The 25,134-nt window shown below is 62.9% G+C and carries 26 protein-coding genes; 13 read left to right on the forward strand and 13 right to left on the reverse strand.

Annotated elements, in window-relative coordinates:
* Positions 1-64 precede the first annotated feature (64 nt).
* The 3 genes from hda to C4K38_RS23760 form a co-directional block, all read right to left on the reverse strand.
* On the reverse strand, positions 65-769 hold the full coding sequence (gene hda / locus C4K38_RS23750; protein ID WP_007898944.1) for a DnaA regulatory inactivator Hda: 705 nt from the start codon (positions 767-769) through the stop codon (positions 65-67).
* Between the two features lie 228 nt (positions 770-997).
* Complete coding sequence (locus tag C4K38_RS23755; RefSeq protein WP_053280442.1) at positions 998-2,071, reverse strand: AI-2E family transporter; 1,074 nt, start codon at positions 2,069-2,071, stop codon at positions 998-1,000.
* 36 nt (positions 2,072-2,107) lie between these two features.
* Positions 2,108-3,145, reverse strand: a complete 1,038-nt coding sequence (locus C4K38_RS23760) for a DUF2066 domain-containing protein (RefSeq protein ID WP_172833168.1) — start codon at positions 3,143-3,145, stop codon at positions 2,108-2,110.
* Between the two features lie 385 nt (positions 3,146-3,530).
* On the opposite strand from C4K38_RS23760, the gene purM reads away from it, so the two are divergent.
* From purM to C4K38_RS23780, 4 genes are all read left to right on the forward strand, one after another.
* Positions 3,531-4,589, forward strand: coding sequence for a phosphoribosylformylglycinamidine cyclo-ligase (gene purM, locus C4K38_RS23765; RefSeq protein ID WP_038634283.1), 1,059 nt, complete (start codon positions 3,531-3,533; stop codon positions 4,587-4,589).
* Between the two features lie 11 nt (positions 4,590-4,600).
* The gene (gene purN, locus C4K38_RS23770) at positions 4,601-5,251 is read left to right on the forward strand and encodes a phosphoribosylglycinamide formyltransferase (protein ID WP_009050271.1); all 651 of its coding nucleotides are present in this window, start codon (positions 4,601-4,603) and stop codon (positions 5,249-5,251) included.
* Between the two features lie 8 nt (positions 5,252-5,259).
* Positions 5,260-5,973 carry a DUF3108 domain-containing protein gene (locus C4K38_RS23775; protein WP_025805663.1) on the forward strand — a complete coding sequence of 238 codons (714 nt, stop codon included), beginning with the start codon at positions 5,260-5,262 and terminating at the stop codon, positions 5,971-5,973.
* Between the two features lie 329 nt (positions 5,974-6,302).
* A complete protein-coding gene (locus C4K38_RS23780) occupies positions 6,303-6,491 on the forward strand; it encodes a hypothetical protein (protein ID WP_025805664.1) in 189 nt (62 codons plus the stop codon).
* 94 nt (positions 6,492-6,585) lie between these two features.
* Here the strand turns inward: C4K38_RS23780 and C4K38_RS23785 are convergent, their stop codons facing one another.
* The 7 genes from C4K38_RS23785 to C4K38_RS23815 all read right to left on the reverse strand — a co-directional run bounded on the left by C4K38_RS23785 (position 6,586) and on the right by C4K38_RS23815 (position 14,882).
* The gene (locus C4K38_RS23785; protein ID WP_007927770.1) at positions 6,586-7,125 is read right to left on the reverse strand and encodes a DUF2058 domain-containing protein; all 540 of its coding nucleotides are present in this window, start codon (positions 7,123-7,125) and stop codon (positions 6,586-6,588) included.
* 27 nt (positions 7,126-7,152) lie between these two features.
* Positions 7,153-7,986 (reverse strand): nucleoside triphosphate pyrophosphohydrolase, encoded by an 834-nt coding sequence (gene mazG, locus C4K38_RS23790; RefSeq protein ID WP_009050273.1) that lies wholly within the window; start codon positions 7,984-7,986, stop codon positions 7,153-7,155.
* A 75-nt stretch (positions 7,987-8,061) separates the two neighbouring features.
* Positions 8,062-10,305: a GTP diphosphokinase gene (gene relA, locus C4K38_RS23795; protein ID WP_009050274.1), complete on the reverse strand. Its 2,244-nt coding sequence runs from the start codon at positions 10,303-10,305 to the stop codon at positions 8,062-8,064.
* Positions 10,306-10,425: 120 nt separating this feature from the next.
* Complete coding sequence (gene rlmD, locus C4K38_RS23800) at positions 10,426-11,778, reverse strand: 23S rRNA (uracil(1939)-C(5))-methyltransferase RlmD (protein ID WP_053280444.1); 1,353 nt, start codon at positions 11,776-11,778, stop codon at positions 10,426-10,428.
* Positions 11,778-12,680 (reverse strand): cysteine synthase CysM, encoded by a 903-nt coding sequence (cysM, locus tag C4K38_RS23805; RefSeq protein ID WP_009050276.1) that lies wholly within the window; start codon positions 12,678-12,680, stop codon positions 11,778-11,780. Before cysM ends, rlmD begins: the two co-directional genes overlap by 1 nt.
* A gap of 80 nt (positions 12,681-12,760) precedes the next feature.
* Positions 12,761-14,173, reverse strand: coding sequence for a sensor histidine kinase (locus C4K38_RS23810; protein WP_053280445.1), 1,413 nt, complete (start codon positions 14,171-14,173; stop codon positions 12,761-12,763).
* On the reverse strand, positions 14,160-14,882 hold the full coding sequence (locus tag C4K38_RS23815) for a response regulator transcription factor (protein ID WP_053280446.1): 723 nt from the start codon (positions 14,880-14,882) through the stop codon (positions 14,160-14,162). The genes C4K38_RS23810 and C4K38_RS23815 overlap by 14 nt, the downstream gene beginning before the upstream one ends.
* A gap of 222 nt (positions 14,883-15,104) precedes the next feature.
* On the opposite strand from C4K38_RS23815, the gene C4K38_RS23820 reads away from it, so the two are divergent.
* From C4K38_RS23820 to C4K38_RS23835, 4 genes are all read left to right on the forward strand, one after another.
* Positions 15,105-17,858 carry a response regulator gene (locus C4K38_RS23820; RefSeq protein WP_053280447.1) on the forward strand — a complete coding sequence of 918 codons (2,754 nt, stop codon included), beginning with the start codon at positions 15,105-15,107 and terminating at the stop codon, positions 17,856-17,858.
* A 66-nt stretch (positions 17,859-17,924) separates the two neighbouring features.
* Positions 17,925-18,914, forward strand: a complete 990-nt coding sequence (locus C4K38_RS23825) for a 2-hydroxyacid dehydrogenase (protein WP_053280448.1) — start codon at positions 17,925-17,927, stop codon at positions 18,912-18,914.
* A 90-nt stretch (positions 18,915-19,004) separates the two neighbouring features.
* A complete protein-coding gene (locus C4K38_RS23830; protein ID WP_053280449.1) occupies positions 19,005-19,442 on the forward strand; it encodes a hypothetical protein in 438 nt (145 codons plus the stop codon).
* Positions 19,439-19,843, forward strand: coding sequence for an META domain-containing protein (locus C4K38_RS23835; RefSeq protein WP_023966598.1), 405 nt, complete (start codon positions 19,439-19,441; stop codon positions 19,841-19,843). The genes C4K38_RS23830 and C4K38_RS23835 overlap by 4 nt, the downstream gene beginning before the upstream one ends.
* A gap of 112 nt (positions 19,844-19,955) precedes the next feature.
* Here the strand turns inward: C4K38_RS23835 and C4K38_RS23840 are convergent, their stop codons facing one another.
* Positions 19,956-20,420 (reverse strand): TlpA disulfide reductase family protein, encoded by a 465-nt coding sequence (locus C4K38_RS23840; RefSeq protein ID WP_038576819.1) that lies wholly within the window; start codon positions 20,418-20,420, stop codon positions 19,956-19,958.
* Between the two features lie 129 nt (positions 20,421-20,549).
* On the opposite strand from C4K38_RS23840, the gene arsC reads away from it, so the two are divergent.
* From arsC to C4K38_RS23855, 3 genes are read left to right on the forward strand one after another with little or no spacing between them, the layout of a single operon-like run.
* Complete coding sequence (gene arsC, locus C4K38_RS23845) at positions 20,550-20,903, forward strand: arsenate reductase (glutaredoxin) (protein ID WP_053280450.1); 354 nt, start codon at positions 20,550-20,552, stop codon at positions 20,901-20,903.
* Positions 20,900-21,505: an NAD(P)H:quinone oxidoreductase gene (wrbA, locus tag C4K38_RS23850; RefSeq protein WP_053280451.1), complete on the forward strand. Its 606-nt coding sequence runs from the start codon at positions 20,900-20,902 to the stop codon at positions 21,503-21,505. The genes arsC and wrbA overlap by 4 nt, the downstream gene beginning before the upstream one ends.
* A complete protein-coding gene (locus C4K38_RS23855; protein ID WP_041989049.1) occupies positions 21,498-21,923 on the forward strand; it encodes a DUF2069 domain-containing protein in 426 nt (141 codons plus the stop codon). Before wrbA ends, C4K38_RS23855 begins: the two co-directional genes overlap by 8 nt.
* A 111-nt stretch (positions 21,924-22,034) precedes the next feature.
* On the opposite strand, the gene C4K38_RS23860 is transcribed toward C4K38_RS23855, so the two are convergent.
* The gene (locus C4K38_RS23860) at positions 22,035-22,706 is read right to left on the reverse strand and encodes a DNA-3-methyladenine glycosylase I (protein ID WP_053280452.1); all 672 of its coding nucleotides are present in this window, start codon (positions 22,704-22,706) and stop codon (positions 22,035-22,037) included.
* 76 nt (positions 22,707-22,782) lie between these two features.
* Positions 22,783-23,607 carry a tRNA 2-thiocytidine(32) synthetase TtcA gene (ttcA, locus tag C4K38_RS23865; protein WP_007931792.1) on the reverse strand — a complete coding sequence of 275 codons (825 nt, stop codon included), beginning with the start codon at positions 23,605-23,607 and terminating at the stop codon, positions 22,783-22,785.
* A 279-nt stretch (positions 23,608-23,886) separates the two neighbouring features.
* On the opposite strand from ttcA, the gene C4K38_RS23870 reads away from it, so the two are divergent.
* Together C4K38_RS23870 and C4K38_RS23875 are read left to right on the forward strand one after the other, a co-directional pair.
* Complete coding sequence (locus tag C4K38_RS23870) at positions 23,887-24,489, forward strand: Yip1 family protein (RefSeq protein WP_007931790.1); 603 nt, start codon at positions 23,887-23,889, stop codon at positions 24,487-24,489.
* Between the two features lie 144 nt (positions 24,490-24,633).
* Entirely contained in the window at positions 24,634-25,125 is a 492-nt protein-coding gene (locus tag C4K38_RS23875) for a SprT family zinc-dependent metalloprotease (protein WP_007931787.1), read from the forward strand.
* Positions 25,126-25,134 lie beyond the last annotated feature (9 nt).

The raw sequence follows: 25,134 nt of genomic DNA on the forward strand, positions 1-25,134 counted from the left end.
AACTGCTTCCGAAGCGGGGTTTCTGGCGCCTGAAATATGCCAAAAAGCCACTACTGCCCGCGGTTTACCAGCCCAGGGTTTCTTTGAGGAAGGGAATGGTCAGCTTGCGCTGAGCCTGCAAGGACGCCTGATCGAGGCGCTCCAGCAGCTCGAACAAGGCGCTCATGCTGCGAGTACCGCGAGTCAGGATAAAGTGCCCGACTTCGTCGGTCAGGTGCAGCCCGCGACGCGAGGCACGCAACTGCAACGCACGCAATTTGTCTTCGTCGGAGAGCGGACGCATCTGGAAGATCAGTGCCAGGGTCAGGCGGGATTTGAGGTCCGCCAGCTTCACCGGTAGCTCCCGTGGAGAGGTCGAAGCCGCGATCAACAGGCGCCGGCCACTGTCGCGCAGGCGGTTGAACAGATGAAACAGCGCCTCTTCCCAGTCAGCCTTGCCCGCCACCGCTTGCAAGTCATCCAGGCAGACCAGTTCGTACTGTTCCAGGTTGTCGAGGATTTCGATGCCGCGATCCAGCAATTCCGCCAGAGGCAAATAGACCGCTGGCTCCCCCAACTGCTCGAACCGCAGGCAGGCCGCCTGCAGCAAGTGCGTACGCCCTACCCCATCCTTGCCCCAGAGGTAGATCAGGCTTTCGGTCCAGCCGGCGTCGGCTTCGCAAAGCCGCTCGACATAGCCGAGTGCAGCGGCATTGGCGCCTGGGTAGTAGTTGATGAAGGTGGCGTCATCACGCAGACGCACACCTAGGGGCAGCTGAATCGGTTTCATGCTGACTGAACAGTTCCAAACGAACCGTTAGTGGCCTCTGTGTAAAGTTTGCAAAGTTTATACCCGTGACGCCGGGCGCACAATGCAACAGACCACAAGCAAAATCAAAGGTTTGCGTTAGCCTGGTGAAATCACGGGGGGATCTTTGACGGTGGATGTGACAGCTCTAAAGGCTCTCGCAGGCACCCGCCTGAAACGCGGGCGCCCCAAAAGCACAAACGGTAGGCGTTACTGCTCGGACTCCTCTACACCGCTATAGATGTCCGAATCCTTGTACAAGTCGTGCACATGGCGCACCAGCACCATGATCACAGCCGCCACCGGCAAGGCCAGCAGGATGCCGGTGAAACCGAACAGCTCGCCCCCGGCGAGAATCGCGAAGATCACCGCCACCGGGTGCAAGCCGATGCGGTCGCCCACCAGCAAGGGGGTCAGCACCATGCCCTCCAGGGCCTGGCCGACCATGAACACTGCCACGATACCGATCATCGGGTACAGGTCGCCGCCGAACTGGAACAACCCGGCAATCAGTGCCGCGCCGATGCCGATGACAAACCCCATGTACGGCACTATGGCCGCCAGGCCGGCAATCAAGCCGATCAACAGGCCCAGCTCGAGCCCGACCAGCATCAGGCCGGCGGCATAGATCATTCCCAGAGCGACCATTACCAGCAGCTGGCCACGGACGAACGCCCCCAGCACTTCATGACATTCCCCGGCCAGGGCCACCACCCGCTCCTCGCGATCACGGGGCAACAAGCTGCGGATCTTCGCCATCATCAGGTCCCAGTCGCGCAGCAGGTAAAAACTGACCACTGGAATCAGCACCAGGTTGGCCAGCCAGCCGATCAGCGCCAGGCTGGAGGCCGTTGCCTGGCTCAGGACCACGCCGACGATATCGGTGGTCTGCCCCATGTGCTCGCTGATCGCCGCCTTGACCTTGTCGAACTTCCAGAAACCGTCGGACAAGCCCAGCTTGGACTGCGCCCAGGGCATCGCCGTGTGCTGCAACCAGTCGAGCATCTGCGGCGCCAGTTCGTACAGGCGCAGCAGCTGCTTGGCGAGCATGGGCACCAGCACCAGCAGCAACGCCATGACGATCAGGGTGAACAGGGCAAATACCGCCACCACACCCCAGGTACGTGACAAGCCGAGCTTCTCCAGACGGTCCACCAGCGGATCGAACAGATAGGCCAACAGCAAAGCCACCAGGAACGGGGTCAGGATCGGATGCAGCAGGTACACAAACCCACAGAGCAGGACCAGCCCACCCAACCAGACCCAACGACGCGTATCAGCCATGAACCACTCCATTGCTTCTATATAAAGAAAGAAAACCTACCAGCGAAAACGCAGCTGCGCGGCCGGTGCGGGCGCGGGCGCGGGTGTCGCGCCTTCGACAGCCGGCTGGACAGGCGCGGCGCCCGCCGGGACTTCCTGCAACCGGGCCAGGCTCAGTTGCGCGCGCAATTGCTCGGCGCTGCCGCTGACCCGGTACACCGAGCGATCGCCATCGACGCTCTGCAAACGCCCGCCGAAAGGTTCGAGCAGACGGCCCAACGCCGCATAACGCTCCAGGTTCATGCCCTGCACTTCCAGCAACTGCTCGCTGGATGCCCCCGGTTTGACCACGAAACGCGGCGCCAGGCGCTGGCTGACCGCCAACAGCACGGCATCGGCCAAGGCCGGCACATCAGCTCCCTGGACGCTGCCCTGCTCCTTCTGGTCACCCAGCCACAGGCGCCATTTGGCCTGCCACTGACCGCCGTCTTCACTGGCATGCACCGCCAGCAGGGCGTCCGCACCGTAACGCTCCGACGCGGCGCGCAATGGCGCCGGATCGGAACCTTCGAGATTCGGCGCCGTGGCGACAATCTGCTCATTCAGGTCAGCCAGCGGCAAACGCAGCGGCAAGCCGCGATGCAGGGCCGCACGACGCAATGGCGTAGCGCTGGCCTGGCCATCGCCCACCAGGCTGGAACCTTCGCTGGAGTCGGTCAGCCACCAGCCGAGAATCGATGGGCGATTGCTGCCCCACAGGGACAAGCCAGCCTGGCGCAACGCCCGATCGGTACTGGCCGGATCGAAGTCGACCTGCAGGCTCTCGGGAGGACCGGCATCGTAGCCGTACTGGCTGATGATCTGCTGCGGGTCCTTGCGGATCGCCGCCAGCCCCGGGTTCTGCAGGGCCTTGCTATCGCCTGTCAGGCGCAATACCAGGGTTTCCAGGGCCCGCCGGGTGGCCTGATCGCGCTCGCCAGGGGCCTGGCTGCTGACCGGCTCGCGGACCTGATACAGGTTATTGAGGGTTTCGGCATGACTCGCCAGGCTGACCAATGACAAACAGCCCACAAACAGAAATTTACCCAAACGCATGGAAGATTCCCGACGACAAAAGGCGGCTGGAACAGACCGCATGAACAGGATTGATCCAGGCTGTGACCACAAAGCCCAGGCAAACATTCACCCGATCGATGGAAGTTTTCGTGCTGTCATAACGACAGCGGATACAAGGCTATACCTTATACAGCCCTGTGCGACGCGATCGACACGCGCAATTGCGGTTTTTTTTAAGCGGATATGCCCTACCCGTCGGCCCGAGGATGGCCGCTACACCTCAAGCCTGATAAAATCGCGCGCCTTCGCAGACCGGCAACAGCCGGGGTCGCTGAAATGATTGCGCGGCATTGCCGCCGCGACTGTTTCAATGGCCTCCCTGGACTCGGTCGATACCCCTGAATCCCCCCTAAAGGCCTGGATCATGAGCAAGCAACCCTCCCTGAGCTACAAAGACGCCGGTGTAGACATCGACGCCGGTGAAGCATTGGTCGAACGCATCAAGAGCGTCGCCAAGCGCACTGCGCGCCCGGAAGTCATGGGCGGCCTGGGCGGTTTCGGCGCCCTCTGCGAAATCCCGGCCGGCTACAAGCAGCCAGTGCTGGTCTCCGGCACCGACGGCGTGGGCACCAAGCTGCGCCTGGCACTGAACCTGAACAAGCACGACAGCATCGGCCAGGACCTGGTCGCCATGTGCGTCAACGACCTGGTGGTCTGCGGTGCCGAGCCGCTGTTCTTCCTCGACTACTACGCCACCGGCAAACTGAACGTCGACGTTGCCGCCACCGTGGTCACCGGCATCGGTGCAGGCTGCGAACTGGCTGGCTGCTCCCTGGTTGGCGGTGAAACCGCTGAAATGCCAGGCATGTACGAAGGCGAAGACTACGACCTGGCCGGTTTCTGCGTCGGCGTGGTGGAAAAAGCCGAAATCATCGACGGCTCCAAGGTGGCTACCGGTGATGCCCTGCTCGCCCTGCCGTCTTCCGGCCCGCACTCCAACGGCTACTCGCTGATCCGCAAGATCATCGAAGTCTCCGGTGCCGACATCGAAACCGTCCAGCTCGACGGCAAGCCGCTGACCGAACTGCTGATGGCCCCGACCCGCATCTACGTCAAGCCACTGCTCAAGCTGATCAAGGACACTGGCGCAGTCAAAGCCATGGCCCACATCACCGGCGGCGGCCTGCTGGACAACATCCCGCGCGTTCTGCCAAAAGGCGCCCAGGCCGTGGTCGACGTAGCCAGCTGGCAGCGTCCGGCGGTATTCGACTGGCTGCAGGAGAAGGGCAACGTCGAAGAACACGAAATGCACCGCGTGCTGAACTGCGGCGTGGGCATGGTGATCTGCGTGGCTCAGGAGCATGTTGAAACGGCCCTGAACGTCCTGCGCGAAGCCGGCGAACAGCCTTGGGTCATTGGTCAGATCGCTAGCGCCGCCGAAGGCGCTGCCCAGGTCGAGCTGAAAAACCTCAAGGCACATTGATGCAAGAGCCGATGCCCGCCACCTGTGATGTAGTGGTGCTGTTGTCCGGTACCGGCAGCAACTTGCAGGCCCTGATCGACAGCACCCGGGCCGACGACAGCCCGGTGCGCATCCGCGCGGTGATTTCCAACCGCGCCGATGCCTACGGCCTGCAACGCGCCCAGGACGCGGGTATCGATACCCGCGCCCTCGATCACAAGGCATTCGAAGGCCGCGAGGCCTTCGATGCCGCGCTGATCGAACTGATCGATGCCTTCCAGCCCAAGCTCGTGGTGCTTGCCGGATTCATGCGCATTCTCAGCGCGGACTTCGTGCGGCACTATCAGGGTCGCCTGCTCAATATCCATCCTTCGCTGCTACCCAAATACAAGGGGTTACACACTCATCAGCGAGCGCTGGAGGCCGGAGACACCGAGCACGGCTGCAGCGTGCACTTTGTGACAGAGGAACTCGATGGCGGACCACTGGTCGTACAGGCAGTGATCCCGGTAGAGTTGCACGACTCGCCGCAAAGCCTGGCGCAGCGGGTCCACGTCCAGGAACACCGGATTTACCCGATGGCCGTACGCTGGTTTGCCGAAGGTCGACTCACACTCGGCGAACAGGGTGCTTTACTGGATGGTCAGTTACTGGCCGCCAGTGGCCACTTGATTCGTAATTAGGAGATTTTATGCGTCGCGCCCTGCTCTTCGCTTGTGCTCTGCTCACCCTGCCCTTCGCGCAGGCTGCGGACCTTCAACCCTTCTCCGCCAGCTATACCGCCGACTGGAAACAGCTGCCGATGAGCGGTACCGCCGAACGCAGCCTGGAAAAGAAAGGCGACGGCACCTGGAAGCTGAGCTTCAAGGCCTCGATGATGATCGCCAGCCTGACTGAAGAAAGCACCCTGACGTTCGACAAGGACACCCTGCTGCCGCAGTCCTATCACTTCGAGCGCGGCGGCCTGGGCAAAGCCAAGAAGGCCGACCTGGACTTCGACTGGAACGCCAAGATGGTCACCGGCACCGATCGCGGCGATGCGGTCAAGATCCCGCTCAATCGCGGCATGGTCGACAAATCCACCTACCAACTCGCCCTGCAGCACGATGTGGCCGCCGGCAAGAAAAGCATGAGCTATCAGGTCGTCGATGATGGCGAAGTCGATACCTACGACTTCCGTGTCCTGGGCTCGGAAAAAGTCGACACCAAGGCCGGCCAGATCGATGCGATCAAGGTCGAGCGCGTGCGCGACCCGACACAAAGCAAACGTATCACCGTCATGTGGTTCGCCAAGGACTGGGATTACCTGCTGGTTCGCCTGCAACAGGTCGAAACCGACGGCAAGGAGTACAACATCATGCTCCTGAACGGCACCGTCAACGGCAAGACCGTCAAAGGCAGCTAAGCCGCACGACAATAAAAAAGCCCCGCCGATGCGGGGCTTTTTTTCGCCTGGCGTTTCTAGTTAACCGCTCAAGCACAGCCCTCCTGGCGATCCGAAAGGCTCGCTCGCCAGGCAGGAATGCCCAGCTCGACCGCTGCCCAACATGAAACTTTTGTCATAAAACTCCGGCGCCTGCGACCGAATGTCACAGTTTCCGCGGCCTGCGGGACTGTTGCGAAATCTGCAAAAGATTGTTGCTTTTGAAAGTAATTTACTTAGCCAGCTAACAAAATATATAACGGAGTCCTGCACACGCCTTGCTGCAGATCAATAGAGATTGGAGCTAGCAGATGACTGTAAAAGTAACTGAACGCGACGATTCACACATGTCCCATGAAGGCGTAGCCGCAGGTGTACGGATCTGGGACGTGCATCAACAAGACATGCTGGTGGGAATGTTTCATTCCGAGAGCGATGCCCATAATTACAAGGCCGAACTGGAGAAGCTGGAGCAGAACCGCGCACCGCAAAGCTCCTGATCTCACAATGACTGCCGCGCCCGCCGCCACGCATCGGCAGGCGCTTCAGAAACAACAAACCCCGCTCATGGCGGGGTTTGTTGTTTCTGCGGGTTTACCACATCAGATCGTCAGGGATCTGGTAGGCCGCGTACGGATCGTCCTCGTCCGGCGCCTCGGTCGGCGTGTTGAGCTGAACGATGCGCCGTGGATCGCGCTCCTGGATCTTCAGCGCGGCTTCACGGGGGATGACTTCATAACCGCCGGCATGGTGCACGATGGCCAGCGAGCCGCTGCTCAGCTTGTTGCGCATCAGGGTGTTCACCGACAGGCGCTTGACCTTCTTGTCGTCGACGAAGTTGTAGTAGTCCTCGGTGGTCAGCTTCGGCAGGCGCGACACTTCGATCAGTTGCTTGATCTGCGCGGCACGGGCCTTCTGCTCGGCCTTCTCCTGCTGCTGGCGATTGAGTTCCTGGTCGCGCTTGACCTTCTCGGCCTGCGCCTCCTGGGCCAGGCGCGCCTGGGTATCGTCCGCCTCGACCTGGCCCTTATGGACCAGGCGTTGCTGCTTCTGTTTCTCTTTGCTGACCTGCTTGGCCTGCTTTTGGTTGACCAGCCCTGCTTTGAGCAACTGGTCGCGAAGGGAAAGGCTCATTGGTGCTCACTCACTTAGGCAACAGCCTCAGCCACAGCTGGGCAAATTCTTTTCCTGACGTTTGGCTTCGCCCCACAAGGCGTCCAACTCTTCGAGGGTGCAATCTTCCATGGGTCGGCGGGTATCGCGCAATGCCTGCTCGATAAATCGGAACCGCCGCTCGAACTTGGCATTGGCGCCACGCAGGGTGGTTTCCGGATCGACCTTCAGATGCCGGGCCAGGTTGACCACGGCGAACAGCAGGTCGCCCACCTCGTCGGCGATCGCCTGCGGGTCATTCTCGGACATGGCTTCGAGCACTTCATCGAGCTCTTCGCGGATCTTGTCCACCACCGGCAAGGCGTCCGGCCAGTCAAAACCGACCTGGGCCGCGCGCTTTTGCAACTTGGCCGAACGGGACAGGGCCGGCAGCGCCGCGGGCACATCGTCGAGCAAGGACAACTGCAAAGGCTCTGCCGACTTCTCGGCGCGCTCCTCGGCCTTGATCTCTTCCCAGCGCTGCTTGACCTGCTCTTCATCCAGCCGTGGCGTATCCAGCGGCGCGTACAGGTCCCCGGTAGGGAATACATGGGGATGGCGACGGATCAGCTTGCGGGTGATGCTGTCGACCACGCCGTCGAACTCGAAACGCCCCTCCTCCCGCGCCAGCTGGCTGTAATACACCACCTGGAACAGCAGATCGCCCAGCTCGCCCTGCAAGTGCTCGAAATCGCCCCGCTCGATGGCATCGGCCACTTCGTAGGCTTCTTCCAGGGTGTGGGGGACGATGGTGGCGTAGCTCTGCTTGATATCCCAAGGGCAGCCGTACTGCGGATCCCGCAGCCGTGCCATCAGGTGCAACAGGTCTTCAAGGCTATACATCAGTCACTCTCATTGCCAAACCATGTTTTCTGTAGGAGCGAGGCTTGCCGTCCGCTCGCTCCTACGCTCCGGATTTCAAGGGGTACGGTTACGGCGGGTCTCGATGATGTTCGGCAACTGGGAAATACGCCCCAGCAACCGCCCCAGCGCGTCCAGCCCCGGAATCTCGATGGTCAGGGACATCAGCGCGGTGTTGTCCTCCTTGTTCGAGCGGGTGTTGACCGCCAGCACGTTGATCCGCTCGTTGAGCAATACCTGGGACACGTCACGCAGCAGACCGGAGCGGTCGTAGGCGCGAATGATGATGTCCACCGGGTAGGTCTGCACCGGTACCGGGCCCCAGCTGACCTGGATGATCCGCTCCGGCTCGCGGCCGGCCAGTTGCAGCACCGAGGCGCAGTCCTGACGGTGAATGCTCACCCCGCGCCCCTGGGTGATGTAACCGACGATCGCATCCCCCGGCAGCGGCTGGCAGCAGCCGGCCATCTGGGTCAGCAGGTTGCCGACGCCCTGGATCTGGATGTCGCCGCGCTTGCCTGGCTTGTAGCCGGTGGCCTTGCGCGGGATCAGCTCTAGCTGTTCGTTGCCGCGCTCCGGCTCCACCAGCTGCTGAGCCAGGTTGACCAGTTGCGCCAGGCGCAGGTCGCCTGCGCCCAGGGCGGCGAACATGTCCTCGGCGGTTTTCATGTTGGCCTTGTCGGCCAGCTTGTCGAAATCCACCTGCGGCAGGTCGAGGCGATTGAGTTCGCGCTCCAGCAGGGTCTTGCCCGCCGCCACGTTCTGATCCCGCGCCTGCAGCTTGAACCAGTGGACGATCTTCGCCCGCGCCCGCGAGGTGGTGACATACCCCAGGTTCGGGTTCAGCCAGTCGCGGCTCGGCGTGCCGTGCTTGCTGGTGATGATCTCGACCTGCTCACCGGTCTGCAGGCTGTAGTTGAGCGGCACGATGCGCCCGTTGATCTTCGCGCCCCGGCAGTTGTGACCGATCTCGGTGTGCACCCGGTAGGCGAAGTCCAGCGGCGTCGCGCCTTTCGGCAAGTCGATGGCGTGGCCGTCGGGGGTGAAGATGTAGACCCGGTCCGGTTCGATATCCACTCGCAGCTGCTCGGCCAGGCCGCCGATATCCCCCAGCTCCTCATGCCACTCGAGCACCTGACGCAGCCAGGAGATTTTCTCTTCGTAGTGGTTGGAACCGGATTTGACGTCGGTGCCCTTGTAGCGCCAGTGGGCGCAGACCCCCAGCTCGGCCTCTTCGTGCATCGCATGGGTACGGATCTGCACTTCCAGCACCTTACCTTCAGGACCGATGACCGCCGTGTGCAGCGAGCGGTAACCGTTCTCCTTGGGGTTGGCGATGTAGTCGTCGAACTCTTTCGGAATGTGCCGCCACAGGGTGTGGACGATCCCCAGCGCGGTATAGCAGTCGCGCATTTCCGGGACCAGCACGCGCACCGCGCGCACGTCGTAGATCTGGCTGAACTCCAGGCCCTTGCGCTGCATTTTGCGCCAGATCGAATAGATGTGTTTGGCCCGGCCGCTGATGTCGGCGTCGACGCCGGTGGCCTGCAGTTCGTTCTGCAGCTGGTTCATCACGTCGGAGATGAAGCGCTCACGATCGAGGCGTCGCTCGTGCAGCAACTTGGCGATCTGCTTGTACTGCTCAGGCTCCAGGTAGCGGAAGGACAGGTCCTCCAGCTCCCACTTGATATGGCCGATACCGAGGCGATGGGCCAACGGTGCGTAGATGTCAAAGACTTCCCGGGCGACCCGGTTGCGCTTCTCGTCGTCGGCGTTTTTCACCGCGCGAATCGCGCAGGTCCGCTCGGCCAGCTTGATCAGCGCCACACGCACGTCATCAACCATCGCCACCAGCATCTTGCGCAGGTTTTCCACCTGGGCCTGGGTGCCGAGCACGAGGGATTGGCGGGGGCTGAGGCTGGCGCTGATCGCCGCCATGCGCAATACGCCGTCGATCAGCTTGGCCACCACCGGACCGAAGCGCTGGCTGACAGCCGGCAGCGGGATCTGGCCTTCGCGGACGCCGCGGTAGAGTACCGCGGCCACCAGCGAATCCTGATCCAGCTTGAGGTCGGCGAGGATCTCCGCGATCTCGAGGCCGGTGCTGAAACTCGACATGTCTTCGCCGCTGAGATTCTTCGCGGCGATGTGTTGTTGCTCTGCCTCACGAGCGAACTCGCAGGCTTCTTTCAAGGCTTCACGGTCCAGTGCCATGTCGACGCTGACCGCATGATCGAGCCACGCCTCGAGATTGATACTGCCGTCGGTGTTGATCGGCTGGTGCGCTCTCACCTGTACCATCTTGCTTTACCTTCCCTACGACGCACATTCAATGCGTCAAATCGCTGACCTTCACTGCCAGTATTTCCTCGCTGGGCCGGCGAGTGCTACCTGACGGGCCAACGGATTAGACGAGCCATCCTAGCTCGCTTCAAATAACGCCATGGCCTCGACATGTGCCGTCTGAGGAAACATATCGAGGATCCCGGCACGTTTTAACCGGTAGCCCTGTCTGACCAGTTCGACTGTGTCACGCGCCAGAGTGGCAGGGTTGCATGACACATAAACCAGGCGCTTGGCGCCCAGGCTCGCAAGCTTGCGTACCACCTCGAAAGCACCGTCCCGAGGTGGGTCCAAGAGTACCGCAGAAAAGCCTTCACCGGCCCACTCGGCATCGCTCAGGGGCTGCGATAAATCGGCCTGAAAAAACCGGGTGTTATGCAAATTGTTGCTAGCGGCATTCTCCGCGGCGCGCGCGACCATGGTCGCCACCCCTTCGACCGCCACCACTTCCCGAACCTTCTGCGCCAGCGGCAAGGCAAAGTTGCCCAGGCCGCAAAACAGGTCCAGCACGCGCTCGTCAGCCTGCGGCGCCAGCCACTCCAGGGCCTGGGCCACCATCGCCTCGTTGACCCCGGCGTTGACCTGGACAAAATCCCCCGGCCGATAAGCCAGCTGCAGATTCCACGGCTCCAGGCGGTAACCCAGGGCCTGGTCCGGGTCCACCGGTTGCGGCTCGCCTTCGCCATGCAGCCACAGCTGGGCCTCATGGAACGCGCAGAACGCCTGGAGAATCTCCAGGTCGGCCGCGGACAACGGCGCCATATGGCGCAGCAGCACGGCAATCGCCGAACCGCTGAACAACTCCACATGCCCCAGCGCCTGCGGTTTGCTCAGGCGCTGCAGCATGGCCGGCAAGCGGCTCATGATCGGTTGCAAGGGCTGTACCAGCACCGGGCATTCGTCGATAGCGACGATGTCCTGGCTGCCGGCAGCACGAAAGCCTACTTCGAGTTTTTTCGCCTTGGCGTCCCAGCGCACCGCGACCCGCGCCCGACGTCGGTAGCCAAACTCCGGACCGCTCAGGGGCGCCGCCCACTCCTCTGGCTCGACACCGGCGACCCGCGACAGCTGCTCGGCGAGCATGCGCTGTTTCAGGGCAAGCTGTTCATCGTGGGGCAGGTGCTGCACGCTGCAGCCGCCACAACGGCCGGCATGGGCGCAAGGCGCTGGCCGACGCAGATCACTGGCGCTGAACACCCGCTCGGTACGGGCCTCCACCACTTTGCCGTGGGCACCCAGTACTCGCGCCTCGACCTCTTCGCCCGCCAGTGCACCGACAACGAACCAGGTACGCCCTTCCAGGAAGGCGATACCGCGGCCGTCGTTGGCCAGGCGCTCGATGGTCAGGCGCTGTTTTTTTCCAACGGGTATCTGCGCCGCCCGGCTCCCGCCCGAAGGCTGGAAGCGCAGGCCTCTGACTGGCTTAGCCATCAGTTGGGCGCATCGAAGATGCCGGTCGACAGATAACGGTCGCCACGGTCACAGATGATCGCGACAATTACCGCGTTTTCGACTTCGCGGGACAGGCGCAACATCGCCGCCACCGCACCGCCCGAGGACACGCCGCAGAAGATGCCTTCTTCGCGGGCCAGGCGCCGGGTCACGTCTTCGGCTTCGCTTTGCGTCATGTCGACGATGCGATCGACGCGAGTGGCCTGGTAGATCTTCGGCAGGTATTCCTGCGGCCAGCGGCGAATGCCGGGAATGGCCGAGCCTTCCATCGGTTGCAGGCCGATGATCTGCACGTTCGGGTTCTGTTCCTTCAGATAACGCGAAGTGCCCATGATGGTGCCGGTGGTGCCCATGGAGCTGACGAAATGGGTGATGGTGCCCTCGGTCTGGCGCCAGATTTCCGGGCCGGTGCCGGTGTAGTGCGCTTCCGGGTTATCCAGGTTGGCGAACTGGTCGAGCACCTTGCCGCGACCTTCGGCCTGCATCTTCTCGGCCAGATCGCGCGCGCCTTCCATGCCCTCTTCCTGGCTGACCAGGATCAGCTCGGCGCCATAGGCGGTCATCGCCGCCTTGCGCTCGGCACTGGAGTTGTCGGGCATGATCAGGATCATCTTGTAACCCTTGATCGCCGCAGCCATGGCCAGGGCAATCCCGGTGTTGCCCGAGGTCGCCTCGATCAGCGTATCGCCGGGGTGAATCTGCCCACGCAGCTCGGCGCGAGTGATCATCGACAGCGCCGGGCGGTCCTTGACCGAACCCGCCGGGTTGTTGCCCTCGAGCTTGAGCAGCAGGGTGTTGCTGGTGACGCCAGGCAGGCGCTGCAAACGGACCAGCGGGGTGTTGCCGACGCAATCGGCGATGGTGGGGTACTGCAAGGTCATGGCGTATTCGCAATCCGGACTGCGGGGGCGACTATCATACCGGCAAACGTTCGCAGGCCATATCACGCAAAGTGAGGGTCTTATGGCTTAACGATATAAGGCAGCGAATCAGCCTCGGTCGAAGGCGCTTCCATTGCAACGGCAGCCCGCAGACGCATGTTCAGGCGCAGCCCACGCCCGGCATTTTCCGCCCACAGCTGACCGCCCTGGCGCTGCACGGCGTTGCGCGCAATGCTCAACCCCAGGCCAAAACCGCCATTGCCCGGACGCGAGCCGTCGAGACGGGTAAAGGGATCGAAGATCCGCTGCAGATCGGCATCGGCCACGCCAGGCCCTTCATCCTCCAACCACAGCAGCCAATACTCGCCCTGGCGCTGGCCGTCCAGCAGCACACGCCCGCCCGCGGGCGAATGGCGAATGGCATTGCGCAGGATGTTTTCCAGGGCCTGGGCCAGGGTATTGAGGTTGCCCCTGACCCAGCACGAGGCGTCCAGCGCGCAGTGCAGTTGCGCGCTGGACCAGGCGCTTTCGAAGCAGGCGTTTTCCGTGAGCATTTCCCACAGGGCCTGGATCTGGATGTCTTCCTCGGCCAGCGGCGCCCGCTCGGTGTCGAGCCAGGCCAGTTGCAAGGTGTCATCCACCAGCCGCTGCATGCCATCGACTTCCCTTGCCAACCGCTCGCGCAATGCCGACAAGCTCTGCTCGCCGTCACAGGCCACCCGCAAGCGACTCAGGGGCGTACGCAATTCATGGGAAAGATCGCGCAGCAATTGCTGCTGCAAGGCCACGGTGCCCTGCAGGCGCTCGGACATCTGGTCGAATGCCTGGCCCAGTTCGCCCAACTCGTCCTGGCGACTGGTGGTCTGGCTCGACAGCCGCGCATTCAGTTGATCGGCGCGCCAGGCGTTGGCCTGTTCGCGCAACTGGTTCAGCGGCACCACCAACAGTCGATACAGCCCGACACACAGCAACAGGGTAAACAGGCCGGGAATCACCCCGTTGGTCAGCACCCGCCAGAACACCCGGTAGCGCCCGGGCATGAAGCGCTGGGGTAGCTCGATCACCAGGCTGCCGGCGGACGGGTCGTTGGGAAATGGAATCTTCAGCCAGGGCAAACCACGGGTATGACGGCTGACCGGCCAATCAAGGCCGCGCAGGAAGGTCAGGTGCTGGCTCTCGGCTTCGCTCAGCGGATAACTGCTCAGCGATTGCAGGTCGCGGCCGATGACCCCGACCCAATGGCGCTCGCGCTCGGCCATGCCTTGCAACCAGACATCGACCCCGGCGCTCTGTCCCTGGCTCCAGGCCTGTTCGGCTTCGGCGGCGTAGCCGGTCAGCGTGCCGCGGGCCTCATCGGAGAGGAACAGGTTCTTCTGTTCCATGTAGCGACCCCAGGACCAGCTCAGCCAGATCATCAGCAGGCAGAAGGCGACCAACAGAAAGGCTAGTTTCCAGAACAGCGAATGTCTGCCGGGCAGCTCAGGCCATTTCATCGACGGCACTCAGCACATAGCCCTTGCCCCAGACCGTGCGCACTTCCCGCGCGACATAACCGACCGCCTTGAGCTTGCGGCGGATCTGGCTGATGTGCATGTCCAGGCTGCGATCATGGGGCGCGTAGCCGCGCTGCAACACATGCTGATAAAGGAAGGGTTTGCTCAAAACCTCGTCGCCGTTGCGGTTGAGCGTCTCCAGCAGGCGGTACTCGCTGCGGGTCAGGCCAGCCCACTGCTGGCCGTAATGCACATCGCACAGTTCATCGTCGAAACGCAGCCCCTGGGCTTCCTGCCTGAGCGGTGCCGGGGCGGGCCGGCGATCCAGGGCCACGCGCCGCAGGATGGCTTCGATCCGGACCCGCAGTTCGGCCATGCTGAAGGGCTTGGGCAGATAGTCGTCGGCCCCCAGGCGGAAACCACTGATGCGATCGGCCTCAGCCCCCAGCGCCGACATCAGCAGCACCGGCGTGGAATGGCTCTGGCGAAAATGGGTGAGCACCGTCAGTCCGTCCATCCCCGGCAGCAGGATGTCCATCAGCACCACATCGAAAGGCTGCTGGCGGGCCATCGTCAGCCCTTCCTGGCCGTTCTGGCACCAGGTGACATCAAACCCACAACGGCCCAATTGCTCGTGCACATAGGCACCGAGCACCAGGTCGTCTTCGATGCTCAGGATCCGGGGATGGACGACAGATACGGGATTCATTAGCTTCTGCAAGTAATTCTCAGTTGAGCGATTATTCAAGATTGTCCACTTCCGAGCAACCGACACCAGTCAACAAGGCGCTCGCTACACCGAAGGAAGGCCGAGCGGTTCGACGGCTAATTTTGCGAAGATTGCGGCAAAGCAAATGGCTACACTGCGCAGGTGGTGCGCACCGGATGTGCGCAGGGTTCATTCAAAACGGCGTGGTAGCAGGAGAGTTGCGTGCTTAAGAAATTGGGGATCAAAGGCCGCGTGCTGTTGCTGACCTTGCTGCCAACCAGCCTGATGGCGTTGGTGCTGGGCGGTTATTTCACTTGGATGCAGCAATCGGACCTGCACACCCAGCTTCTGCAACGCGGCGAAATGATCGCCGAGCAACTGGCGCCCCTGGTGGCTCCGGCCCTGGCCCACCAGAACACCACTCTGCTGGAACGCATTGCCACCCAATCCCTGGAACAGCAGGACGTGCGCGCGGTGAGCTTCCTCGCACCCGACCGTACGCCCCTGGCCCACGCCGGCCCGAGCATGCTCAACCAGGCGCCGACCGGTAATGGCAGCCAGATGCTGCAACGCACCGGCAGCGACGCCACCCGCTATCTGCTGCCAGTGTTCGGCCGCCACCGCAACCTGGCCGGCGACCTGATTCCCGACGAGTCCGACCGCCTGCTCGGCTGGGTCGAGCTGGAGCTGTCCCATAACAGCATGCTGCTGCGCGGCTACCGCAGCCTGTTCGCCAGCCTGCTGCTGATCAGCGCCGGGCTGATCTGCACCGGCCTGCTGGCGCTGCGCATGGGGCGCACCATCAACAACCCGCTGAGCCAGATCAAACAGGCCGTCACCCAACTCAAGGACGGCAACCTGGAAACCCGCCTGCCTTTGCTCGGCAGCCAGGAGCTGGACGAACTGGCCTCGGGCATCAACCGCATGGCCGGCACCCTGCAGAACGCCCAGGAAGAACTGCAGCACAGCATCGACCAGGCCACCGAAGACGTCCGGCAAAACCTGGAAACCATCGAGATCCAGAACATCGAACTGGACCTGGCGCGCAAGGAGGCCCTGGAGGCCAGCCGGATCAAGTCGGAATTCCTGGCCAACATGAGCCACGAAATCCGTACCCCGCTCAACGGCATCCTCGGTTTCACCCACCTGTTGCAGAAAAGCGAGCTGACCCCGCGCCAGCTGGATTACCTGGGCACCATCGAAAAGTCCGCCGACAGCCTGCTGGGGATCATCAACGAAATTCTCGACTTCTCGAAAATCGAAGCCGGCAAGCTGGTGCTCGACAGCATTCCGTTCAACCTGCGCGACCTGTTGCAGGACACCCTGACCATCCTCGCCCCGGCCGCCCATGCCAAGCAGCTGGAACTGGTCAGCCTGGTGTATCGCGATACCCCGTTGTCGCTGGTGGGCGACCCGCTGCGCCTCAAGCAGATCCTCACCAACCTGGTGAGCAACGCCATCAAGTTCACCCGCGAAGGCACCATCGTCGCCCGCGCCATGCTCGAAGAAGAACACGAAGACAGCGTGCAACTGCGCATCAGCATTCAGGACACCGGCATCGGCCTGTCGAACCAGGACGTGCGCGCCCTGTTCCAGGCCTTCAGCCAGGCCGACAACTCGCTGTCGCGGCAACCCGGCGGTACTGGCCTGGGGTTGGTGATTTCCAAGCGCCTGATCGAACAGATGGGTGGCGAGATCGGCGTCGACAGTACGCCCGGCGAAGGTTCGGAGTTCTGGATCAGCCTGCGCCTGCCGAAAACCCGCGACGATGCCGAAGACCTGCCCGCCCCGCCGCTGCTCGGCAGGCGGGTCGCGGTGCTGGAGAACCATGAGCTGGCGCGCCAGGCCCTGCAGCATCAACTCGAGGACTGCGGCCTGGAAGTCACGCCGTTCAATACCCTGGAAGCCCTGACCAACGGGGTGACCGGGGTGCACCAGACCGAACAGGCGATCGACCTGGCGGTCCTCGGCATCACCACCAATGACATGCCGCCGGAACGTCTCAACCAGCACATCTGGGACCTCGAGCACCTGGGCTGCAAAGTGCTGGTGCTGTGCCCGACCACCGAACAGACGCTGTTCCACCTGTCGGTGCCCAACCCGCACAGCCAGTTGCAGGCCAAACCGGCCTGCACCCGCAAACTGCGGCGCGCCCTGGCCGACCTGGTCAACCCCAAGGCGGTGCGCAACGAGCCGAGCGAACCGATTGCCAGTCGCCCACCGCGAGTGCTGTGTGTCGATGACAACCCGGCCAACCTGCTGCTGGTGCAGACCCTGCTCGAAGACATGGGCGCCAAGGTACTCGCGGTCGACAGCGGTTACGCGGCGGTCAAGGCGGTGCAGAACGAATCCTTCGACCTGGTGATGATGGACGTGCAGATGCCCGGCATGGACGGTCGCCAGAGCACCGAGGCGATTCGCCAGTGGGAAAGCGAGCGCAACTGCACGCCGCTGCCGGTGATCGCCCTCACCGCCCACGCCATGGCCAACGAAAAACGCGCGCTGCTGCAAAGCGGCATGGACGACTACCTGACCAAACCCATCAGTGAGCGGCAGCTGGCTCAGGTGGTGTTGAAGTGGACCGGTCTGGCCCTGCGCAACCAGGGCCCGGAACGCACGGGCGAACCGTCCGGCAACGGCCTCGAGCTGCAAGTGCTGGATCACGACGAAGGCTTGCGCCTGGCCGCCGGCAAGGCGGACCTGGCCGCCGACATGCTGGCGATGCTCCTGGCCTCGCTGGAGGCCGATCGCGAAGCGATTCGCGCCGCCCGTGCCGCCAACGACCACAATGCCCTGATCGAACGGGTCCACCGCCTGCATGGGGCAACCCGCTACTGCGGAGTGCCGCAATTGCGCGCCGCCTGCCAACGCAGCGAAACCCTGCTCAAGCAGGAAGACGTCAAGGCCTTCGCCGCCCTCGACGAACTCGAACGGGCGATCAACCGCCTGGCCACGGAGGCCCGCATCAACGCCTGACTCAGGGCAACGACCCGGTTGCCCCGAAGGTTCATGCTGGGGGCAACCTCCCACAAGGACGACACCATGCGCACCATTCTCTTCAGCAGCCAGAACTATGACCGCGACAGCTTCCTCGGCGCCGAGCTGCCGCCGGGCATCGAGCTACAGTTCCAGGCCGCGCGCCTGAGCCTGGACACCGCGGCCCTGGCGGAACACCACGAAGTGGTCTGTGCCTTTATCAATGACGACCTGAGCGCCCCGGTGCTGGAACAGCTGGCCGCCGGCGGCACGCGCCTGATCGCGCTGCGCTCGGCCGGCTACAACCATGTCGACCTGGCCGCGGCCAAACGCCTGGGCCTGAGCGTGGTGCGGGTCCCGGCCTACTCACCCCATGCCGTGGCCGAGCATGCGGTGGCCCTGATCCTGGCGCTGAACCGCCGCCTGCACCGCGCCTACAACCGCACCCGCGAAGGCGACTTCAGCCTGCACGGCCTGACCGGTTTCGACCTGGTGGGAAAAACCGTCGGCATAGTCGGCACTGGGCAGATCGGCGCCACCTTTGCCCGGATCATGGCCGGTTTCGGCTGCCAGTTGCTGGCCCACGATCCCTTCCCCAACCCAGAAGTCGAGGCCCTGGGTGCGCGTTACCTGAGCCTGCCGGAGCTGCTGGCCCAGGCACAGATCATCAGCCTGCACTGCCCGCTCACCGCCGACAGCAAACACCTGATCAACCGCCAGAGCCTGGCCCGGATGCAACCGGGGGCGATGCTGATCAACACCGGCCGCGGCGGCCTGGTGGATACCCCGGCGCTGATCGAGGCGCTGAAGAATGGGCAACTGGGCTACCTGGGACTGGATGTCTACGAGGAGGAGGCACAGCTGTTCTTCGAGGACCGCTCCGACCTGCCGCTGCAGGACGACGTGCTGGCGCGGCTGCTGACCTTCCCCAACGTGATTGTCACCGCCCACCAGGCCTTCCTCACCCGCGAGGCCCTGGCGGCGATTGCCGACACCACCTTGCACAACATCGCCGCCTGGGCTGCCGGCGCGCCCTGCAACCTGGTGGAAGGCTGAGCCGACGGACCGGCGGTAAGCGAAGGTCATCTGCCTGCAACCTGAGGTATCGGGGTGCGTGCTAGCATACGCGCCAGATTTGGAGGACCCATGGTCGAACACGATTTCCGCTACAGCCTGATGAACCCGCAACACACCCTTATCGAATGCCGCGCCCTGGTGCCCGGCCGCTATCAGGTCACCGGCAACGGTGGTTCCATCCGCAACGACGACGTGCTGATCGTCACCCTCAAGGGCAGCAAGGACCTGTCGATGCGCCTGACGGTGGAAACCGTGCGGCACCTGATCAATCCGGTCGGCCAGTGGGTCGCCGTGGCCCGCGGCCCGGTATTCGGCGAGCTGGCTATCCATCAGTGGCAAGTCAACTGCGACAGCTGCGCCACCGAACTGAACTTCGAGTTCGCAGTGGATGCCAAGCTGGGCAGCAAGGCGCAAAAGCCTGCGGCCAGCGCGCGGATCGCCGAGCTGGGCTGGATCAGCCAAGGGGAAAAACACCTCTGCCCGAAATGCCAGCGAGCCGCCCAATGAAACGCCTGGCGTTGACCGCCGCGTTCGGCGCCGGCCTGCTGGGTTGCGCGGCGGAGCCGGTGAAACTGCAGCAGGATCGCAGCTACATCCTGGAGTGGATCGGCGAGCGTCCGCTGATCGACTACAGCCACCTGACCATCACCCTCGGCGAAGACGGTCGCGCCTATGGCAACGGTGGCTGCAACCACTGGTTCGCGCCCTACACCCTGGACGGCGACAAGCTCAGCTTCGGCAAGGTCGGCAGCACCCGCAAGATGTGCGCGCCAGCCCTGATGGAGCAGGAACGACGCTTCCTGCAGGCGTTGGAAACCGTCCAGCGCTGGGACATTTCCCCGATCGAGCAAGTGCGCTTCTGGCCGGCCGAAGGCAAGCCGTTGCGCTGGTGGCTCGAGGAAGGTTGATACCGTCCTCCTGTAGCCGCTGCCGCAGGCTGCGATAAGGTCCGCAGGACCTTCAGCGATCCAGGGATCGCAACGGCCTTGCTAGCCGTTCGCAGCCTGCAGCGGCTATCTATCAATGCCCGCGCAGGGCTTCCAGCTTCGCCATCACGCCCGCCGCGGTCTGCTCGCCCATCAGTTGCTCACGCACCTTGCCCTGGTCATCGATGATGTAGGTCACCGGCAACCCTTCGCTGCGTGGCAAATCGAAAATCTCCGCCGGGTTCTGCGCCAGCACGGTGAATTTGATGCCCAGTTTTTCACTGGCGCTTTTCAGCTCTTCGCCCTGTACGTTATCGAAATTGACCCCGAGCACACTCACCGGCTGGCCCTTGAGCCCTTCGGCCAATGCATTGAGCTCGGGAATCTCGGTGCGGCACGGCCCACACCACTCGGCCCAGTAATTGAGCACCAGCCATTGCTTGTCCACGCGCTCGGCGGCGACTTTCTGGCCATATTGATCGACCCCGTAATCGTTACCGCAGCCGCTCAGCAACAAGGTGCCGATGATCGCCAATGCCGCTGCCAGTTGCCTTGCCATGCCTTGATCCTTGTATTGAAAAAAACCAGTCAAACCCGCTTTCTCGTGCGACCCATCGCCTCGCAAGGTTCAGGACTGCCCGTCGCACAGGTAGAATAGCCGCCACCTTACGCAAGATGCGACCCGCCCATGACCGATCTGACGCTTTATCACAACCCGCGCTGCTCGAAATCCCGCGGCGCACTGGAACTGCTGGAAGCCCGTGGCCTGGCCCCGACCGTGGTCCGCTACCTGGAAACCCCACTCGATGCCGCCCAGCTGCAAAGCCTGCTGGGCAAGCTCGGGATCGGCGCCCGCCAGCTGCTGCGCACCGGCGAAGACGAGTACAAGACCCTCAACCTGGCCAACACCAGCCTGAGCGAAGCGCAGCTGATCGCCGCCATCGCCGCGCACCCGAAACTCATGGAACGGCCGATTCTCGAAGTCGGCGACAAGGCCATCATCGGCCGGCCGCCGGAGAACGTGCTGGAGATCCTGCCTTGAGTGCGCCGTACATCCTGGTTCTCTACTACAGCCGCAACGGCTCGACCAACGAGATGGCCCGGCAGATCGCCCGGGGTATCGAACAAGGTGGCCTGGAAGCGCGCCTGCGCACCGTGCCGGCGGTGTCCGCCGACTGCGAGGCCGTGGCCCCGAGCATCCCGGAAGACGGCGCGCTGTACGCCAGCCTCGATGACCTGAAGCATTGCTCCGGCCTGGCTTTGGGCAGTCCGACCCGTTTCGGCAACATGGCCGCGCCGCTGAAGTACTTTCTCGACGGCACCAGCAACCTGTGGCTGACCGGCGCCCTGGTGGGCAAGCCCGCCGGGGTGTTCACCTCCACCGCCAGCCTGCACGGCGGCCAGGAAACCACCCTGCTGTCGATGATGCTGCCGCTGCTGCACCACGGCATGCTGATCACCGGCCTGCCCTACAGCGAATCGGCCCTGCTGGAAACCCGTGGCGGCGGCACGCCTTACGGGGCCAGCCACCATGCCGGCGCCGACGGCAAGAGCCCGCTGAACGAGCATGAGGTCGCCCTCTGCCGCGCCCTGGGCCTGCGCCTAGCCAAGACTGCCCTGCAACTGGAGAGCAGCCGTGGCTAAAAAGCCGAAGATCCTGCCGGCCATCGAATGGCTGGAGCCGCGCGTACGCATCACCCGGGTGCTGAGCCTGATCTGCTTTTTCGGCCTGGTCGGCCTGCTCTGCGGCTACTACCTGTTCGTCGCCGACCTGCACGGCGCCCGGCCCTGGGTGATCCTGCTGATCGAACTGGTGCCGCTGCTGCTGATGGCGCCAGGCATGCTGGTGGGCAGCGCGCGCGGGCATTCCTGGATGTGCTTCGTGGTGAACCTGTATTTCATCAAGGGCGCGCTGGCCGCCTACGACCCGAACCGGCAACTGTTCGGCATCCTGGAGATGCTCGCCAGCCTGGCGGTGTTCTGCTCGGCCCTGCTCTACGTGCGCTGGCGCTTCCAGCTCAACCGCAAGCTGGCGGGTGAAGGCGAGGTCAGCGCCGCCTGACAGCGCGCTATCGCGGGCAAGCCTCGCTCCTACAGAAGCATTGGGTTTTCTGTAGGAGCGAGGCTTGCCCGCGATGAACGATGACGCAGTACTCCAGAGAGCACGTCCAGATCAGTGGTTGACCGTATACGCCAGCATCATCGAGATCTGGCACAGCGGCCGGCCACTTTCGGCATGCCACTGGTTGAAGGCGCCCTGCACGGTGGCCAGGTCCTTGAGGCTGCTGGGCACCTTGTCGATGATCTGCTGCGCATTCAGCGCCGCCACCACGTCATAGCTCGGTACGAAGGTGTCCTTGCCGACCATCCGCAGAAAACGCGGGGCCGACAGGCCGCCCAACTGGTGACCGTGCTTGGCCAGGTACTTCCACAGGCCGACGATGTCGGTTACCGGCCAGTCGGCGATCAAGGCGCCGAAACTGCCCTTCTCCTTTTCCACGTCCAGCACCATCTGCGCGTTGCGCGGCACGCTCTTGAGCTTGCCCAGGTGGCGAATGATCCGCGCATCGTGCATCAGCCGCTCGAGGTGCTCGGCGCCCATCAGCACCACTTTCTCCGGATCGAAACCGAAAAAAACTTCTTCGAAGGCCGGCCACTTGGCGTCCACCAGGCTGTGCTTCAAACCGGCGCGGAATACCCGCAGGGCCAGGGTCGAGAGGTAACGGTCATCGCTGATCTTGCGCAATTGCGCCGGGGTTTTCGGCACCGGCAGATGGGCTTCCAGCTCGGCCGCCGAACCGAAGCGGTTCAGACAGTATTCGTGCAGCCACTTGTAATCGCGCATGCCCTCTCCTAATGACGATAAAGAAACGGCGCTCAGAGGAGCGCCGTGATTCCATGATACAGAGCCGCGAAACGACTCAGAGGTTCACCACATTGACGAAACGCGAGGCCGCGGTTTCGTCGATCTTCAGGCTGGTGAAGTCGAACAGGTTGCGGTCCGCCAGCTGCGACGGCACCACGTTCTGCAGGCCGCGGAAAATGCTTTCGGTACGACCCGGGGTCTTGCGTTCCCATTCCTGGAGCATTTCCTTGACCACCTGGCGCTGCAGGTTTTCCTGGGAGCCGCAGAGGTTGCACGGGATGATCGGGAACTGCTTGAGGTCGGAATAGGCCTGGATGTCCTTCTCGCTGCAATAGGCCAGCGGGCGGATCACCACGTTGCGCCCATCGTCGGCCCGCAGCTTGGGCGGCATGGCCTTGAGCGAGCCGTTGTAGAACATGTTGAGGAAGAAGGTCTCGACGATGTCGTCGCGATGGTGACCCAGGGCCATCTTGGTCGCGCCGATCTCGTCGGCGAAGGTGTACAGGGTGCCGCGACGCAGGCGCGAGCACAACGAGCAGGTGGTCTTGCCTTCCGGTATCAGCTCCTTGACCACCGAATAGGTGTCCTTCTCGACGATGTGGTACTCCACACCCAGTGTCTCGAGGTAGGCCGGCAGCACGTGCTCGGGGAACCCGGGCTGCTTCTGGTCCATGTTCACGGCGACGATGTCGAACTTGATCGGTGCAACCTTCTGCAGGTGCATCAGCACGTCGAGCATGGTGTAGCTGTCCTTGCCGCCGGACAGGCAGACCATGACCTTGTCGCCATCTTCGATCATGTTGAAGTCGGCGACCGCTTCCCCGGCCTGGCGGCGCAAGCGTTTCTGCAGTTTGTTCTGGTTGACCGTAAGAGTGCCCATGGCGCTTGAAATCCGCGGTGTGTGACGAAAAGCCGGTCATTTTACGCAAAAACCGCGCGCGGGCGAAGCGCCGGGCGCCAGCCGACCGATCAAATCGCCGAATGCGATTACCAGCCGCGCCGACAGCGCGATTTGCTCTAACGCCTGCGCCTTTTGCAAGTCAGTCCTTTCTATACTGCGACATAAGGTCGCACGCATATTCAGACCTTTACTTACTTGGCCGCTGGCCCGTAGGCGCTCCGTTGGGGGGCGATGGCAATAACAAAGGAGTGACTGACTATGATTCATCATGTCGTGGGACTCTTCACCCACCCCGATCAGGAATGGCGAGAAATACGTGGCGACGAAGAGGAAAGCATCAGCCACATGTACCTCACCCACACGCTGATTCTCGCGGCGATTCCGGCGATTTCGGCATTTATCGGCACCACCCAGGTCGGTTGGGTCATCGGCAATCGAGCGCCGGTCATGCTGACCATGGAAAGCGCGCTGTGGATGACCATCATGTCGTACCTGGCGATGCTTGGCGGGGTCGCGGTCATGGGCGCCTTCGTCCACTGGATGGCCCGCACCTACGACGCCAGCCCGAGCCTGGCGCGCTGCATCGCGTTCGCCACCTATACCGCGACGCCCCTGTTCATCGGCGGCCTGGCGGCGCTGTATCCGCACATGTGGCTCGGCATGATCGTCGGCACGGCCGCTATCTGCTACACCGTCTACCTGCTGTATGTCGGGTTGCCGACCTTCATGAACATTCCCTCGGACGAAGGTTTCCTGTTCTCAAGCTCAGTACTGGCCGTTGGGCTGGTGGTGCTGGTCGCGATCATGGCATTCACCGTGATCGTCTGGGGTCTTGGCGTCGGCCCCGTTTACACCAACTGACGTCGCTCAAAAAACAAACACAATCTGCCAACACAGGCCGCCGCAAGGCGGCCTTCCAATCTGCGCAACGACCATTCGGCGCCTGGACGATTCGGAATGCATCAGCTTTGCGGCATACTCACTCGCTCTGGAGAGCCGTTAAGCATGCCCGAGCAACTCAATACCCGCGTCGAAGACTGTTTCCAACTCGCTGAATCCTTTTTCAAACGACCTTTCAAACGCCCGGTGGTCAGCCTCAAATTGCGCGGCCAGAAAGCCGGTGTCGCCCACCTGCACGAGAACCTGCTGCGCTTCAACCCGCAGTTGTACCGGGAAAACACCGAAGACTTCCTCAAACAGACCGTGGCCCATGAGGTCGCGCACCTGATCGCCCACCAACTGTTCGGCGAGCGCATTCAGCCCCACGGCGAAGAATGGCAACTGATCATGCGCGGCGTGTACGAACTGCCGCCCAATCGCTGCCACACCTACGAGATCCAGCGTCGCAGCGTGACCCGCTACATCTATCGCTGCCCCTGCGACAACGACTTCCCGTTTTCCGCCCAGCGCCATCGCCTGGTCGCCCAGGGCCGGCGTTATCTGTGCCGGCGTTGCCGACACACCCTGGTGTTCAGCGGCGAAATGCGGGTCGAGTGAGCCCGGTCC

It is taken from the genome of Pseudomonas chlororaphis subsp. piscium, from assembly GCF_003850345.1.
Classification (GTDB): Bacteria; Pseudomonadota; Gammaproteobacteria; order Pseudomonadales; family Pseudomonadaceae; genus Aquipseudomonas; species Aquipseudomonas piscium.

Coding starts and splice junctions, on each gene's coding strand:
- hda (WP_007898944.1), bottom strand. CDS start 769: ATGAAACCGATTCAGCTGCCCCTAGGTGTGCGTCTGCGTGATGACGCC.
- C4K38_RS23755 (WP_053280442.1), bottom strand. CDS start 2,071: ATGGCTGATACGCGTCGTTGGGTCTGGTTGGGTGGGCTGGTCCTGCTC.
- C4K38_RS23760 (WP_172833168.1), bottom strand. CDS start 3,145: ATGCGTTTGGGTAAATTTCTGTTTGTGGGCTGTTTGTCATTGGTCAGC.
- purM (WP_038634283.1), top strand. CDS start 3,531: ATGAGCAAGCAACCCTCCCTGAGCTACAAAGACGCCGGTGTAGACATC.
- purN (WP_009050271.1), top strand. CDS start 4,601: ATGCCCGCCACCTGTGATGTAGTGGTGCTGTTGTCCGGTACCGGCAGC.
- C4K38_RS23775 (WP_025805663.1), top strand. CDS start 5,260: ATGCGTCGCGCCCTGCTCTTCGCTTGTGCTCTGCTCACCCTGCCCTTC.
- C4K38_RS23780 (WP_025805664.1), top strand. CDS start 6,303: ATGACTGTAAAAGTAACTGAACGCGACGATTCACACATGTCCCATGAA.
- C4K38_RS23785 (WP_007927770.1), bottom strand. CDS start 7,125: ATGAGCCTTTCCCTTCGCGACCAGTTGCTCAAAGCAGGGCTGGTCAAC.
- mazG (WP_009050273.1), bottom strand. CDS start 7,986: ATGTATAGCCTTGAAGACCTGTTGCACCTGATGGCACGGCTGCGGGAT.
- relA (WP_009050274.1), bottom strand. CDS start 10,305: ATGGTACAGGTGAGAGCGCACCAGCCGATCAACACCGACGGCAGTATC.
- rlmD (WP_053280444.1), bottom strand. CDS start 11,778: ATGGCTAAGCCAGTCAGAGGCCTGCGCTTCCAGCCTTCGGGCGGGAGC.
- cysM (WP_009050276.1), bottom strand. CDS start 12,680: ATGACCTTGCAGTACCCCACCATCGCCGATTGCGTCGGCAACACCCCG.
- C4K38_RS23810 (WP_053280445.1), bottom strand. CDS start 14,173: ATGAAATGGCCTGAGCTGCCCGGCAGACATTCGCTGTTCTGGAAACTA.
- C4K38_RS23815 (WP_053280446.1), bottom strand. CDS start 14,882: ATGAATCCCGTATCTGTCGTCCATCCCCGGATCCTGAGCATCGAAGAC.
- C4K38_RS23825 (WP_053280448.1), top strand. CDS start 17,925: ATGCGCACCATTCTCTTCAGCAGCCAGAACTATGACCGCGACAGCTTC.
- C4K38_RS23830 (WP_053280449.1), top strand. CDS start 19,005: ATGGTCGAACACGATTTCCGCTACAGCCTGATGAACCCGCAACACACC.
- C4K38_RS23835 (WP_023966598.1), top strand. CDS start 19,439: ATGAAACGCCTGGCGTTGACCGCCGCGTTCGGCGCCGGCCTGCTGGGT.
- C4K38_RS23840 (WP_038576819.1), bottom strand. CDS start 20,420: ATGGCAAGGCAACTGGCAGCGGCATTGGCGATCATCGGCACCTTGTTG.
- arsC (WP_053280450.1), top strand. CDS start 20,550: ATGACCGATCTGACGCTTTATCACAACCCGCGCTGCTCGAAATCCCGC.
- C4K38_RS23860 (WP_053280452.1), bottom strand. CDS start 22,706: ATGCGCGATTACAAGTGGCTGCACGAATACTGTCTGAACCGCTTCGGT.
- ttcA (WP_007931792.1), bottom strand. CDS start 23,607: ATGGGCACTCTTACGGTCAACCAGAACAAACTGCAGAAACGCTTGCGC.
- C4K38_RS23870 (WP_007931790.1), top strand. CDS start 23,887: ATGATTCATCATGTCGTGGGACTCTTCACCCACCCCGATCAGGAATGG.
- C4K38_RS23875 (WP_007931787.1), top strand. CDS start 24,634: ATGCCCGAGCAACTCAATACCCGCGTCGAAGACTGTTTCCAACTCGCT.